Genomic DNA, 14,638 nt, shown 5'->3' with positions numbered 1-14,638 from the left:
GCTCGCATGCGACGCGCAGAGGGTCAAGCCACGCGCGGACGGCGGGGCACGAGCAAGCGACAGAACGAACCATGACCAGCAGCACGCCCATTCGGATCACGGCAGACGTCGAGGTGCTCGACAACGCGACGCTCGTCTCGCTCGCCGGTCCGGCGAGTGAACACCTGAAGTCCGTGGCGAGGACGCTCGGCATCGACGCGAGCCTGCGGGGCAACGTCATTCGCCTCGCGGGCGACGCCGACTCCGTCGGGCTCGCCGAGCGATTCCTCGCCGAGGCGGCCCAGCTCCTGCGCGGCGGCGCCGTGCTCGACGCGCAGGATTATGTGCGCGCCGTGCAAGCCCTCCGCGACGATCCCGCGCTCACGCTGCGCGAGCTCTTCGAAGACGTCGTGCTCGTGACCGCGCGGCGCAGGCCCGTGACGGCCAAGACGATCGCGCAAAAGCGATACATCCAGGCGATCCGTACGCACGACATGACGTTCGGCATCGGGCCGGCGGGCACGGGCAAGACGTACCTCGCCATGGCCATGGCGGTGCACGCGCTCATCGAACGTCGGGTGAAACGCATCATCCTCACACGTCCGGCGGTCGAAGCGGGCGAGCGGCTCGGCTTTCTGCCGGGCGACCTCGCCGAGAAAGTGAATCCGTACCTCCGTCCGCTCTATGATGCTTTGCACGACATGATGGATGCCGACAAAGCCTCGGGGCTCGTCTCTCGCGGACAGATCGAGGTCGCGCCGCTCGCGTTCATGCGTGGCCGCACGCTGAACGATTCCTTCGTCATCCTCGACGAAGCGCAGAACGCGACGAGTGATCAGATGCGCATGTTCCTGACCCGCCTCGGCTACTCGTCGCGCGCGGTCGTCACGGGCGACGTCACGCAGGTCGATCTGCCGCACGGCGCGCGAAGCGGCCTCGCGGAGGCGCGCGAGCTGCTCACGGGGATCGACGGCATCGCGATTTGTCACTTCACCGAGGTCGACGTCGTCCGCCATCCGCTCGTGCAACGCATCATCGTCGCCTACGAGAAGCGTGATCAGGAAGTCGCGGCGAGGCGCGCCGAAAAAGAGCGGGATCGTGATCGAGATCGTCGCGACGGACCCGCGGCGGCGCAATCGGCCCCGACGAACCTCGACCCCGCGGACGAGCCGCGCGAAAAAGGGACCGCCTCGTGAGCTTTTTCATCGATGGAGCGAGTGACGTCGCCCGAAGCTCGGCGCGATACGGCAGAGACGCGCTCACCACGATGAACATCGTCGAGTCGCGCCTCACGTCGGACGCGCGCCTCTCCGATCGCACCGTCGTTCGGCCGCATCCTTTGCTCGTCACGGTGCGGAGCGACCGGCTCTTCGCGGTGCTCGCGTCGGGCTCGCTCTGGGACCGCGGCCGCGAAGTGCTCCGCCCCTTCGCGCACAAGCTCGCCTCGGGCGAGGCCATGCTCGTCCTCGTCGGTAGCCCCGTCACGAGCGACGTCGCGGGCGCCTTGAACCGCGGCCTCGGCGCGCTCGTGAGCCCCGATCCGAGCGCCGACGAGCTCTACGTCGCCATCCACAACGTTTGCGAGCTGCTCGAGTCGAAGGCCCGCGCCGAGGCGCGCGGCAAATGGCTGAACCGCTATCGTTACGAGCTCGGCGAGCTCATCGAGATTGCCAAGGCCATCACCACCGAGCGCGAGCTCGACAAACTGCTCTCGCTCATCCTGGAGAAGAGCCGCTTCATCACGGGCGCGGACGCCGGCAGCATCTACGTCGTCGAAGGCGACGACCCCGATCCGCTCCGCCGCACCTTGCGCTTCAAGCTCTCGCAAAACGACTCGGTGCACTTCGACGCGCGCGAGTTCACCCTGCCCGTGAGCCCCCGATCGATGGCGGGCTACGTCGCGCTCCACAAACGCCCGCTCAACATCGCCGACGTCTACGACCTGCCCGCGGTATCGCCGTACGGCTTCGATCGATCGTTCGACGCGAAGATCGGCTATCGCACGAAGTCGATGCTGTGCATGCCGCTGCTCTCGCGCAAAGGCGAGGTCATCGGCGTCATCCAGCTCATCAACAAGAAACGCGCGAACGACCGCAAGCTCCTCTCGGACGAGGACATCGAAGACCAGGTCATCCCCTTCGACGCGCGCAGCGAAGAGCTCGTCGGCACGCTCGGATCGCAGGCCGGCATCGCGCTGGAAAACGCGGTTCTTTATACCGAGATCCATCACATGCTCGAAGGCTTCGTGCGCGCCAGCGTCGAGGCCATCGAGCAGCGTGATCCCACGACGAGTGGTCACTCGCGCCGGGTCGCGCTCCTCACGGTGGGGCTCGCGCGCGCGCTCGAGCGCGACAAGGCCGGACCCTATCGCGGCGTCACGTGGACGAAAGACGATCTCCGCGAGCTCGAGTACGCCTCGCTGCTCCACGATTTCGGCAAGATCGGCGTGCGCGAGCAGGTCCTCGTGAAGGCGAAGAAGCTCTATCCACACGAGCTCGCCATCATCCGTCATCGTATCGAGATCGCTTCGCGTTCGTACGAGGTCGAGATCCTCGAACGCAAGCTCCGGCTCGTGCAGCGCGGCGCGCGCGCCGACGAGCTCGCCGCGCTCGATCAGGAGTTATCGGCGCGCAAGGCCGAGCTCGAAGCCGCGTATGCCGCCATCGTCGCGGCGAACGAGCCGTCGGTCCTCAAAGGCGGCGATTTCGCGCGCATCGAGGCCATCGCGCGCGAGACGTTCACCGACTTCTCGGGCGACGTCGTGCCGCTCCTCCGCGCCGAAGAGGTCGCGTGTTTGTCGGTGGCGCGTGGATCACTCACGCCCGCGGAGATCGAAGAAATCCGCAGCCACGTGGTCCACACCTACCAGTTCCTTTCGCAGATCCCCTGGGGCAAACAGTTCCGCCGCGTCGCCGTCATCGCCGGCTCGCATCACGAGCGCTTGAACGGCACGGGCTATCCGCATCGACTACGCGCCGAGGAAATCCCGCTGCAATCCAAGATGATGAGCGTCAGCGACATCTTCGACGCGCTCACCGCGAGCGACAGACCCTACAAGAAGGCCGTGCCCGTCGATCGCGCCCTCGACATCCTCGGCCTCGAGGTCAAAGACCAGCACGTCGACGCCGACCTCGTGCGCGTCTTCATCGAAGCGAAGGTGTGGACCGTGCTCGAACAACCCGGCGCGCCGCCCTCGGCGCTCGCGGCATCTTCCCGATAACCCGCGCGGCTCGTCAGTCCTTCTTCTTCAGCTCGATTTCAGCCTCGCGCACGATCGACGCATCCCCGCTCGCCACGCGGATGCGTCCGACGATCTTGTCGTCTTTGCGCTTACCCTGAACGATGCCGAACATCGCTTCTTTGGAAACCGCGTCGTCCGGAAAGAACGTCGCGCGCACCTCGTCGCCCTCGACTTTGCCGCTGAGCGCCGCGGCGCCGAGCGCGCCCGAGGTTTTTCCTTTCAGCTCGCCGTCCGGGCCGATGGTGAGCGAGAGCGTCCCCGGACCCACCGCCGCCTTACCGTCGTCTTTCGTGCGGACTTTGTCCTTCACTTTGGGCGGCATCTCCACTTCGCCCTTCTTTGCGTCGTAACGGCCTTCCCACGTCCCCACGAGCCCCGGCGGCTCGGCGGGCGCGGCAGCCGAAGCGCTCGGGCTCGGCGCGGCGGCGCTCGGCGCAACCTCGGCGGTTTTTCCGGACGGAACGGTTGTCGCGGGGGCGATGGAGGGAGCAGGCGGCGCGCCCCCTTCCGTGCCGCTCTTTTCACAAGCGACGAGGGAAAGGCAGGCGATCAGGGAGAGGGCCGTGGAAACGCAGTGTCGCATCGGGGATTCGGCGCCCGCGGGGTGGCGCGGGCGCCGAGGTGCTTCGCGCGTCTCCTGCCCCGCGTCAATCTTCGCGGCGCGACGAGAGGATGCGCAGGAGCGCGAGGAAGATGTTCAGGAAGTTCATATAGAGCTGGATCGCGGCGCCCACCGCGTCGTCTTCTCCAGCCTGGAGCAGGCGCGACGTATCGTAGAGGACGTATGCGCCGAAGAGCAGGACGGACACGCTCGCGATGGCGAGGCCGAACACCGCGCTGCCGAGGAAGAGGTTCAAGAGGCCCGCGCCGATGATCACGAAGAGGCCCATCGTGAGCGCGCCGCCGAGGAACGAAAAGTCTTTCTTCGTGGTGAGCGCGTACGCCGTGAGCCCGCCGAAACCACCCACGGAGAGCAAGAACGCGTCACGAATGGGCGACGACGAGAGCGTCTTGCCGATCCCCGCGGCGAGCGTCGCGTAGAACAGCGACGGCGCGAGGACCACGCCGATCACGGTCGCCATACCAAAAAGCGCGACCACGTTGAGGCCCTTCACGTGCCGCACCATCGAAGCGCCGAACACGGCGCCGAGCATGACGAGCATGCCGATGATGTAGTGCTGTCCGAAGAACGCCACGAGCGGCGGAACGGCCACGCGCGTACCGCCGGCGCTGACGAACGCTTGCGACGCGGAAAGACCGCCGCGCAGGGCCACGAGCGCGCCGATGGCAGAAAACACGACGCTCGCCGTGAAGAGGCCGTAGACGCGTTTCAGGAAAGCCACGCGACTTTCGCCGCGAGTGAGGCCCTGCGTGCCCCACGGTTGCTCCCTGTAGTCCCACGAGTTCATGCTGTTCACTCCCTGGATGATGTGCGGGTGAAGGACCAGTCGAGCGAAACGTAGTCATCCACCGCCACGTCGCAATGTTTCGTCCCGATGGCCGCTCCGCGAGGCCGAGCGCGCGTGGCCGTCCGCCGGCCATTTCCAGCGAAGGGATCGACGTCGCGGGTGGATCCGCGTACGTTGCGGACATGGATTTCTTGAAGTCGAACGGGACCAGGTTGGCATTTCTCTTCTTCGTCGGCGCGGCCACCAGCGCGCTGTCGGTCGTCGGCTGCGGCGACGATGGAAAGGGCGGCACCGGCGGCACCGGCGGCACCGGCGGTACCGGGGGCGCAGGCGGGGCCGGTGGAATGGGCGGCGAGGGCGGCGCAGGCGGCATGGGCGGCGCGGGCGGCATGGGCGGCGCGGGCGGCGGCATGCAGGTATGCGCGCCCGGCACGTCCGGAGCCTTGCCCAAGCTGAAGCTCACCGAGCTCGTGACGGGCCTCGACCGCCCCACCTACGTGACGGGCGCGCCGGGCGATACGGACCGGCTCTTCTTGCTGGAGAAGCCGGGCCGCATCCGCATCGTGAACGGCGGCAATCTTTCGCAGGAGCCCTTCCTCGACATCAGCGCGATCGTCGAGGCGCAGGCCAATGAGCGCGGCCTGCTCGGCCTCGCGTTCCACCCGAACTACGCCCAGAATGGCCGATTCTTCGTCTACTACACGCAGAAGGCGAACCCGAACGGAGCGATCGCCGTCGCCGAGTACGCTCGCGGCGCCTCGCCCGACAAGGCGCTCGAGGCTTCGGGTAAGGTGATTCTCACCATCCCGCATCCGACCTACAACAACCACAACGGCGGCATGCTCGCGTTCGGGCCCGACGGTTACCTCTACGTGGGCACGGGCGACGGCGGCAGCGGCGGCGATCCGGACGAGAACGGGCAGGACATCAACGCCAAGCTCGGCAAGATCCTCCGCATCGATGTCGATAACTACCCCACGCCTCCGCCGGGAAACCTCCAGAACGGCGACAAGGACATCTGGGACTGGGGCCTGCGCAACCCCTGGCGCTTCAGCTTCGATCGATGCACCGGCGATCTCTACATCGCCGACGTCGGCCAGAACGCAGTCGAAGAAATCAACGTCGAGCCGCCCGGTGAAGGCAACAAGAACTATGGCTGGAACACCATGGAAGGCTCGACCTGCTTCGACCCGGCAAACAACTGCGACATGACGGGCCTCACGTTGCCGGTCACGGAGTACATCCATGCGAGCGGCTTGGGCGACTGCTCGGTGACGGGCGGATACGTCTACCGCGGGTCGAAGATCCCGGGGCTCGTCGGGACGTACCTCTACGCCGACTATTGCTCGAAGCGCTTCTACACGCTCGCGTGGTCGAAGGGCAGCGTCATCGCCGAGGGGGAGATCACGGCCGATCTCGAAAGCACGTCGCTCAGCGCGGGCATCACTTCGTTCGGCGAGGACACCGCGGGCGACCTCTACGTCATCGTGGACAACAGCCAGGGCGGGACACCCGGCAAGCTGTACCGCATCGACGCGGAGTGACATCGGCGCGCCCTCCTTCGGGGGGCGCTCCTGCATCGAAACGCGCGCCTCTTCATCTCTCTACATCTCGTCTTCATCTCCTCTTCATCTCGATCGGCGCACCATCGCCCACTTCGGCGGAGCCGGGCTCCTCGAAAAGACGACAACGCGCGCCCGCGCGCCGGGGTTGCTTCGTGAGGGCCGTCGCGCCGCGGCCGGAAGGCTGTCGCGTCCGCGCCTTCTCTCCTTATTAGAGGAGCACAAGAACGCGGGCGCGCCGGAGGGCCGAAGTCCCGGGCGCCTGCTCTCGTCGGTTTCGTAGCGCATCCTGCCTGTGGCTTTGCAGCGCACCTCGCTGCGTCATGCGGGTCCTTCTGCGCCGCTATCGCCGCGAGGGCCTCGGCGGGCGCGCGCGCGAGCGGGACACAAATCGTCGCGGACGCGTCGCGCGGCATGCCTCGTCGAACGGCAAGCGGCTCGAGGTCGCCCCCGTGGCTATCCCGGTGTCACCGCCGGGCATGACCTGCGCAGAGAAGGAGCAGCAATGAAGCGACGTCGGGCCGGTCTTTAGGGAGAGACCCGCCCCCAATCCGGGAGGACATGGTAGCGCGCACGGCAAAGCCCGGGTCGCAAAGCCTGGATCGACTGGCAGCCCGCGCGCGCCAAACGAGAGCGCCTGGCTGAACAATGGCGCATCGCGCGCTGTCTCGAGGGATTTCGAGCGGTCGGTCGGTCCGGTAAACGTCCGGCGCTACCGGGCGGCGGTGGAGCAAAACCTGGGAGGCGCGCGCGCGCCGAACCAAAAAATGAACGAAAGGACCGTCCTGCCACTTTATTCGCTTGACCCGCCCGTCTCCAAAGGCATAGTCGTAACCATCCGCCGAGCGGGATTCGGCGAGGGAGAAGACATGGCAACCGACGCTTTCGAGCAGCAGATTGTGGAACTTGTGCGGAAGATGCCCGACTCGGCGATTCTCGCACTGGTCAAGGATAAACTCGGCCAGGCCGTCGCCTCCGCTCCGGCGGCGGCTCCGCTCGTGGCTGCGGCTGCGACCCGGGGTCGCGGTCGTCCGGCCCGCGTGCCGCAGGCGCTCGTGGCTGCGCCGGAAGCCCCCGCTCCCGCAAAGCGTGGCCGCGCGGCGGCCCCGGCGGCGCCCGCGAAGCGCAAGCCCGGCCGTCCGAAGAAGACGGCGGCCCTCTCCGCGGAGCGGCAAGAGGTCCTCAATTCGGTGGAGCGCATCGTGAAGGCGTCGAACGGCGTGAGCGCGAGCGACGTGGCCCGCCAGGCCAGCATTCCGCAGACGCGGGCGGCGGCGGCGCTCAAGGAGCTGAAGCTCGCGAAGCGCATCTTCCAGGGTGGTGATCGTCGTTTCGCCCGCTATGCGGCCGACCTCAAGACGGCGGAGCAGGCGAGCCTGAACGCGCGCAAGACGGCGAGCGGCCCCTCGACGGCCGGCGCTCCCGCGAAGAAGGCGGCCCCCGCGGCGAAGGTCACGCGTAAGCGTGGCGGCGCGGCCCCCGCGGCGCAGCCCGCGGCGAAGTGAGTCGTCGCGAGCGCATCAACAGCCTGCCAGCAGGGTGTTGAGAAACGCCGCGAGCGACCTGGAGCTAGGGAGGAGGACGCAGGAATACTCCGGTATTCCGAGGACGACGACCGACGATCCAGGACGCGCAGCAAGTTTATCAACAGCCTGCTAGCAAACCTGGCGGCCCGACGCGGAGGCGGTGAGTGAAAGACTCCCCGCCCTCGATTCGGGCCGCGCGGTCGTTTCGAAGGACGATCGGTCGTCCGGACGAAGTCAAAACGACGTCGTCGACATGACGCGCGCCCTCCGGCTCTGCTCGACCGGAGCGGCTGCCCACGATCGATCGTTATGGCCGAGCCGCGTCGACGCCGAATGACGCGCCCACCGTCCCGGGGCGTCGCGACGTCCAAAACGTTTTTCGCGCTGGATCGCGTCGCCCGTTCGATTGGTGTCGGCGGCCAAACCCAGCGGTGCAGGCAGGCGTGTGTCGCGGCGAAACACACGGGCGGTATGTCCGGGCGGACCGAGCATCCTTGCCATCACCACTTGCTCGGACGAACCCAGCCAGCGAGCGTGCGCTCCATGCTGCATGTGCGAACGCGCTCGTCGTTATGCACGTCGCCGAAACGACGCGGGCGTCACGCTTTCGACGCCTTTTTACAGACCTATAACGGTCTCACATTTCATTTTTGAACGATGTACCCCGGCGCGCCTTTCATCTTCTCACGCTCGCGCGAGGAGGAAGCGGCGATGGGGTGAGGCAATCGTCCGACGATCGTTTTACGGCGGGTTCCAGGTCGCGCCGTCGTCGTCGGATACGAGCACGTAGAAGCCACGCCGCGAAGTACCCGTTACATCGGCGGACACGATGAGCAGCGTGCGCTTACCGAACGAAACGAGCGCGCCGAAGTCGACGCGCCCGCGCGCGCCGGTCCCTTCGCCGATGATGCGCGCGCGCTCGTAAAACTTCCCGCCGTCCGTCGACTGCGCGTAGTAGAGCCCCCAGCGCTCCCCGGCTTGCGCGCTCATCACGGCGGCCGCGCCCGTGGACGTCGGCACCGCGACGATCTCGCGCTCGTGTTTCTCGATCCAGGGCTTGAATACGGGGCGCGACGGAGTCGTGCACTTGCCTTCGAGATCACACAACAAGAGCGTTATGCTCTGCTTGTCGGCATCCGGCGCCTCGACGACGAACTTCGTGTCGTTGCAACCGATAGCCGCGCCAGCGAGCGCCTCGGCCGGACGCGGGACCAGCGTGAGCTTGTCGGGCGTCACCACGAGGTAGTAGTTCTTGTTCGGATTCTGCTTCGTCGGCGGTTGCGTGACCGCCTGGTACGAAATCGAACCGACGTCACACGCCGAGGGCGCCGATAACTCGGCGAGGAGCGTGGGCGTCGGCTTCAGGAGCTTCAGGTCGATGTACTCGGACTCCGCGGGCGCCGCGACGGTCTGCCCGGGCGCGGGCCACTTGCGCGACACGACCTCGCGCCCCTTCACCGAGAAGAGCCGCGGCGGCCTGCCCACGGGCCCCGTGGCGAACGTCTCGAGCTTCGGCAGCGCGACCTCGGCCGGCGCATCCGTACCCGGCGGCGTCACATACCGCGCGAAATACTTCTTCGGTGTGGGCTCGACGACGAGCGACGCCGTTTCCTTGTCGAGCAGCGCGAGGCGCGGCCTGGGGATCGGCAGCTTCGGGTCGGGCTTTTTCGCGAGCGGCGGCTGGTCGACCATCGTCGCGGTGCCGAACGAGGGCGCGTCGAGGCCCGCAAAGAAGAACTGGAACGGCGGCGGTGGGGGCGCCTTCTTCCCGACCGCCGGGGGCGCCTCCGCGGTCGTCTCCTTCGGGCCGAGGGCGAGCGCGAACAGGCCGTCCGCGCCGAACGTGTAGCTCGACCAGGTCTCGCGGTCGGTGCGGAAGGCCTTCCACGTCTTGCCCGCGTCCACGGTCATGAGCGCGATCGCCACGCTGCCGGGGACGCCGCCGGCCAGGATGGCCCGCTTGTCGTCGAGCACGTAGACGTGATCGAACTTCATCGACGGCGGCGCGAGGCTCGCGTCGAGGCCCTTGGCGGTGCCGAGGCCGGTGGAGAGCTGGTCGAGCGAGGCGGCCCCGCGCGGAGGCGGAGGCGGCGCGATCGGGGCCTCTTCTTTTTTCTTCGAGCAGCTCGGAAGGAGCGAAAGCGCGAGGGTGAGCGCGTAGGCCGTCGGGGACCAGGGGCCCATCGTCGTTCGGAACATCTCACTCGACTCGATCGGGATCCATGCAGCAGCGGAAGCCCGTGGAGTAATCGTGGTAACGGAAGTCGTGCGCGGTGGTCTGGTAGGAGCAGCCCTCGCCGTTCAACGACGTGTCCATGTAAAAGCCGCCGCGGAACGTGCCGTCGCGATCCTCGATCCACTCGTGCAGGTTGCCGACCATGTCGAAGACGCCGTACTCGTTCGTGCACTCGGCGCGCATGCCCGTCTCGAAGAGCGAGTTCGGGAGCTGGTTGATGAGCGGCTGGTTCATGCCGTCACTCCAGCGGCGTTCGTCGGGTATGCCGAGGCGCAAGGCGACCTCGACGACGGGGTGCGCGCTGCGGATGTCGTCGTTGCAGACGCGGCTCTTGCGCTCGTCGCCGTACGGGAAGCGGGTCCGCTTCGGGCCGCGGCAAGCGCGCTCCCACTCGTCGGCGGCGCAGAGGCGCTTGCCCGAGGCCTGGCAGGCCCGCTGCGCTTGCTCCCCGCTGATGTAGCCCTGCGGGATCACGCCGGGCCGGGAGACGGCACGCACGGAGGTCTCGTGTCCGTCCACGGGGTAGAACGGCGACCACGAGCGCAGCTCGCCGCTCGAGAGACGCTCGACGAGCGATGCCTCCCAGCGATCGACGCAGACGCGGTTGTCGACGAGGGCCATCTCCGCCGGACAGCGCGCGGTGTTCGCGAGGATCTCGCTGTCGACGTCCTCGGCCTCGGACATGGAGCGCCACGCCGCCGCGGCGAGGCGCGTCTCGACCGTGACGACACGCGCCTCGGTGGCCCGTACCGCGATGGGCCGCTCCGCGGGCGCGATCGGCTCGGCCGGGCGGGACGCGACCGATGACGCGACGCGCGTGTTCGCGCTCGCCTCTCGGACGGCGTGGAGCTGCGAGAGCCCGCCCGGAGCAGCACAGCCGACGGCCGCCGAGGCCAGGATGGCCGTCACGGCGAGGCTGGAAAGGTGCCGTGTGACGCGATGCGTGCGGAGGCTGGATCGCAGGGGTTGCCCAGGAGGGCTGGGCGCTCGCCAGTCTGCGTCGTCCGCCTTCGTCGCCACGGAGCTTCGAAGATGCCTGCGGATGCGCCGAGACGCAATGGAGAAAATCCGAACGCCCGCCGGCAGGTTCGTGTTCCCACGCGCGCGCCTCTCGACACCGGGAGGCCAGCTTTTCCGGAAGTGCCTATGCTTGGAGGCCCAACGTTTGGACCACGGAGGGGTTTGTCCGCGAGGGCGCGCTCCCGGGGGAGGCGCCCTCGCGGCGCGGGATCAGCGGATCACTCGTGGATGCCGGTGCCGAGATCGGTGGCGTTCCAGCGGAAGTTGTCGAGCACGACGAGCGAGTCGAGGGCGGTGTCGCTCACGTCGAAGATCATGAACTCGAGCTGGATCTTCTCGCCGGGCACGACGGACGCGGTGTTGAAGAGCCAGTCCGTGCCGCCGCCGACGTTGTCGAGCTGCATGCCCGTACCCGCGAGCTCGCCCGCGCCCGAGGGGCAAATGTTGCAGCCCTTGGCGACGCACACCTGGAAGAGGCTGTTGTTGACGCTGACGGCGTTGCCCGTGCCGTCCTTCGCGATGTTCTTGTCGGTCGGCAGGCCCATGGCGCCCGACTGGAGCAGCGCGAGGAAGAAGTCGTTGTACGACGAGCACTGCCAGGCCTTGTACTCCGAGGAGAAGAACCGGAACTGGTACTCGAACGACTTCGCGTTCGTGGGGACGCGGATCTCGAGCCGCACGTTGACCGAGTCGTTCGCGCCCGTGCCCGACGAGCAGCTATTGCCGCTGCAACCCTGCGACGCGGGCAGCTTGCCGCCGTTCGCGAGCAGGTACGCGGAAGGCGGGTTGCCGTAGAAGCCGTGGAGCGTGCTCGTCCCGGCGTACCCCGCGTCGTCCTGGTCACGCATGACACCACTGGAGAGGCCGGCCATCGTGAGGCCCTTCTGCGGCTTCACGACGGTGCCGTACCCCGTCAGGATCGCGGCCGACTTGTCCTGAAGGACCGGGAGCTGGGTCGCGTTCGGCGTCGAGCCGTCGGCGAGGACGAGCTTGGCGCTGAGCACGCCCCACTTCTTGAACTGCCCCGCCGGCGGGTTCTCCTGCACGAACTGGCAGAGCTCGATGGCCTTCGCCACGTCCTCGGCCGTGACGCCGGTGAACTTCGCCAGCGTGCTGCAGGGCGGCGCCTCGGTGTCCGGCGTCGTCGGGTCGCAGTCGTTGTCCACGCCGTCGCCGGCGAACTCGAAGGCGCCGGGGTTGACGGCCCTCGGGTTCGGGCAGCCGGGGCTCAGGTAGTCGCAGCAATCGCCGCCGCCGCACGAGCTGTAGCCGTCGCCGTCGAAGTCACCGGCGGAGTCGTCGGCCGCGCCGTTGCAGTCGTCGTCGACGGCGTTCTGGCAAATCTCGTACTTCGGGAGCACCTGGCCGAGGCAATCGCCCCAGCCCGAGCCGTCTTCCTTGCACGTCTGCGTGCCGGCCTTGCACGGCCCGACGCCGAGCGTGCCCGGCAAACCCTGGTAGCAGGACTGCGTCTGGCCGGGCACGCAGCCGCACGGGCCGTCCTGCAGCACGTTCCACTCGCAGCCGTCCTGCTGGTTGTTGTTGCAGTCTGCGAAGCCGGGCTTGCAAGCGCCGAGCGTGCAGAGGCCGTTGTCGCAGAGCGCCGTGCCGTTCGGCGGGCCGCCCTTGAGCGGCGGGGTCTGCGTGGCGTCGAGGATCCACGCGGTCGAGCAGGAGTTGTTGCAGAAGCCGCAGTTGTTCTCGTCGTTCGCGAAGTCGTAGCAGCTCGAGCCGCAGCAACTGAAGCCGGCCTGGCAAGGCTGGGTCGCCGAGCAGCCGGGGATGCAGGTGTTCGAGATGCAGATCGAGCCCGGGAAGCAGTCGTTGTCGGCGACGCAGCCGTCGATGCACAGGTTCTTCATGGTGTCGCAGACCTGCGCGCCCATGCAGTCGCCCTTGTGCGTGCAGCCGACCTTGCACTTCATCGCGCTCGGGTTGCAGTACTGCCCGAGGCCGCAGTCATCGACGAACGGGTCGCCGCTCGGGATGCACTCGACGCACGCGCCCGTCGCCGCGTTGCAGATCGTGCCGTTGGGATCCACCGCGCAATCTTCGTCGGTCGTGCATCCCATGGGCCCGCCGCCCACGCCGCCCGTGCCGCCTGCGCCACCCGTGCCGCCCACGCCCCCGGTTCCGGGTGCACCGCCCGTGCCGCCGCTCCCGCCGTCGCTCACGTTCGACGTGGCGGCCGAACCGCCCGATCCTTCGTGGCTCTCCGCGGCGCAGCCAGCCGCTGCCGCGTACGCGACGAGCGCCGGGACGAGCAGGGTCGAAAGCGAAAAACGCATGTCGTTCCGCCTCGTACGCTTCATCATTGCGAAATACCTCTTCGTAAAACTGTGAGCGGGCCGAGCCCGCACCATCCGAAGCCCGAGGCCGCGCGCCGCGCTCCCGAGGGTCGCAGCGCGCAGCGGATCACTTGTGGACGCCGGCGGCCGCCGCCTTGATGTCCCACCGGAAGTAGTCGAGCAGCACCGTCGAATCGACGTTCGCGTCGCCCGCGTCGGCGATGATGAACTCGATCTCGATGGTCTCGCCGGGCACGACGGGCGCATCGTTCACGAGCCACACCGTGCCGCCGCCGTCCTTGTAGTCGCCGTCCCAGCCGCCCATGCCCGTGCCGACGAGCTCGAGCGTGCCCGACGGGCACGCGCCCGGGGGCGAGACCGGCGAGGGGAAGCAGACCTCGTAGAACGCGTTGTTGACGGTGATCGTCTTGCCGCTCGCGTCCTTGGCGATGTTGCGATCCGCGGGCAGCGGCGACTGCGGCGGGTTCGCCAGCGGATCGGGCGTCCAGTTGCTCTTCAGGAGCGCGAGGAAGAAGTCGTTGAACTGGCCGCAGCTATACTCGGGGTACTCCGAGGTGTAGCTCTTCAGCCGATACGAGAACGACCGCGCGTTCGTCGGCACGCGGATGCGCATCTTGAAGTTGACCGAGTCGAACGCCTTCGTGCAGTTCTCCCCTTCGCACGCCGGGCACTCCGGGGGCGAGGGCACCTTGCCGCCGTTCGCCTGGAGGTAGGCGGCCGGGATCGGGCAGACCGTGTCCGCCTTGAAGTTGCCCTTCTGGACGTCGGCGTTCGGCCCGTTTTGCGGATGGACGAAGCCCGGATCGCCCTCGTCGCGCGCCGTGCCCGTCGAGAGCACGGCCATCGTCGTGCCCTTCTTCGGCAGCACGTTCGGCCCGTAGTTCGCGAGCACGCCGACCTGCACGTCCTTCGGCACAATCGCGTTCGTCCCGTTGGCGAGCAGGAGATGGCTCGAGATCACGCCCCACTTCTTCTGCGGGAGCGGCGGGTTCTCCGTGGTGAACTGGCAGAGGTCCATCGCCTTGACGAGCTCGAGCGTGCTCGTCGGCGTGGCGAGCGGCGGATCGGTGCAATCGACCGCGGCGATGTCGTCCTTCGTCGAGGGATCGCAGTCGTCGTCGATGCCGTTGCCGAGGTACTCGAACGCGCCGGGGTTCACGCTGCCCGGGATGTCGCATTTGACGTCGTTGTCGCAGCAGTCGCCGTCGCCGACGGTCCAGCCGTCCTTGTCCTTGTCGACGGCCAGCGGATCGCCGCCCTCACCGCCCGCGCCGCCCGCGCCGCCGGCTCCGCCCGCGCCGCCGACGCCGCCTGCGCCGCCGGCGCCGCCGGATCCACCCGCGCCGCCTTCGCCCC

At 67.9% G+C, this 14,638-nt stretch carries 11 protein-coding genes; 5 read left to right on the top strand and 6 right to left on the bottom strand.

Features of this window, described 5'->3' with window-relative positions:
- Nucleotides 1-71: 71 nt before the first annotated feature.
- Nucleotides 72-1,175 (top strand): PhoH family protein, encoded by a 1,104-nt coding sequence (locus QHF84_RS38515; protein ID WP_281318542.1) that lies wholly within the window; start codon nt 72-74, stop codon nt 1,173-1,175.
- A complete protein-coding gene (locus QHF84_RS38510; protein ID WP_281318541.1) occupies nt 1,172-3,199 on the top strand; it encodes an HD family phosphohydrolase in 2,028 nt (675 codons plus the stop codon). The genes QHF84_RS38515 and QHF84_RS38510 overlap by 4 nt, the downstream gene beginning before the upstream one ends.
- 13 nt (nt 3,200-3,212) lie before the next feature.
- On the opposite strand, the gene QHF84_RS38505 is transcribed toward QHF84_RS38510, so the two are convergent.
- Nucleotides 3,213-3,803 (bottom strand): hypothetical protein, encoded by a 591-nt coding sequence (locus QHF84_RS38505; RefSeq protein ID WP_281318540.1) that lies wholly within the window; start codon nt 3,801-3,803, stop codon nt 3,213-3,215.
- A gap of 64 nt (nt 3,804-3,867) precedes the next feature.
- Nucleotides 3,868-4,563, bottom strand: a complete 696-nt coding sequence (locus tag QHF84_RS38500) for a Bax inhibitor-1/YccA family protein (RefSeq protein WP_281318539.1) — start codon at nt 4,561-4,563, stop codon at nt 3,868-3,870.
- A 248-nt stretch (nt 4,564-4,811) separates the two neighbouring features.
- Here QHF84_RS38500 and QHF84_RS38495 point away from each other — a divergent pair, with 248 nt between their 5' ends.
- The 3 genes from QHF84_RS38495 (at nt 4,812) to QHF84_RS38485 (ending at nt 8,054) form a co-directional block, all read left to right on the top strand.
- Nucleotides 4,812-6,173 carry a PQQ-dependent sugar dehydrogenase gene (locus tag QHF84_RS38495; protein ID WP_281318538.1) on the top strand — a complete coding sequence of 454 codons (1,362 nt, stop codon included), beginning with the start codon at nt 4,812-4,814 and terminating at the stop codon, nt 6,171-6,173.
- 887 nt (nt 6,174-7,060) lie between these two features.
- On the top strand, nt 7,061-7,696 hold the full coding sequence (locus tag QHF84_RS38490) for a hypothetical protein (protein ID WP_281318537.1): 636 nt from the start codon (nt 7,061-7,063) through the stop codon (nt 7,694-7,696).
- Nucleotides 7,697-7,877: 181 nt separating this feature from the next.
- Nucleotides 7,878-8,054: a hypothetical protein gene (locus QHF84_RS38485; RefSeq protein ID WP_281318536.1), complete on the top strand. Its 177-nt coding sequence runs from the start codon at nt 7,878-7,880 to the stop codon at nt 8,052-8,054.
- Nucleotides 8,055-8,458: 404 nt separating this feature from the next.
- Here the strand turns inward: QHF84_RS38485 and QHF84_RS38480 are convergent, their stop codons facing one another.
- The 4 genes from QHF84_RS38480 to QHF84_RS38465 all read right to left on the bottom strand — a co-directional run.
- Nucleotides 8,459-9,901 carry a sialidase family protein gene (locus QHF84_RS38480; RefSeq protein ID WP_281318535.1) on the bottom strand — a complete coding sequence of 481 codons (1,443 nt, stop codon included), beginning with the start codon at nt 9,899-9,901 and terminating at the stop codon, nt 8,459-8,461.
- 16 nt (nt 9,902-9,917) lie between these two features.
- Nucleotides 9,918-10,862 (bottom strand): SUMF1/EgtB/PvdO family nonheme iron enzyme, encoded by a 945-nt coding sequence (locus QHF84_RS38475; protein WP_281318534.1) that lies wholly within the window; start codon nt 10,860-10,862, stop codon nt 9,918-9,920.
- Nucleotides 10,863-11,191: 329 nt separating this feature from the next.
- On the bottom strand, nt 11,192-13,261 hold the full coding sequence (locus QHF84_RS38470; RefSeq protein WP_281318533.1) for a choice-of-anchor L domain-containing protein: 2,070 nt from the start codon (nt 13,259-13,261) through the stop codon (nt 11,192-11,194).
- A gap of 127 nt (nt 13,262-13,388) precedes the next feature.
- A partial coding sequence (locus QHF84_RS38465) for a choice-of-anchor L domain-containing protein (protein ID WP_281318532.1) occupies nt 13,389-14,638 on the bottom strand: 1,250 nt, incomplete at its 5' end.

This window comes from Polyangium sp. y55x31 (assembly GCF_029946505.1).
Classification (GTDB): Bacteria; Myxococcota_A; Polyangia; order Polyangiales; family Polyangiaceae; genus Polyangium.
The sequence above is the reverse complement of the archived record's forward strand: the minus strand, read 5'-3'. Positions and strand labels throughout refer to the sequence as shown.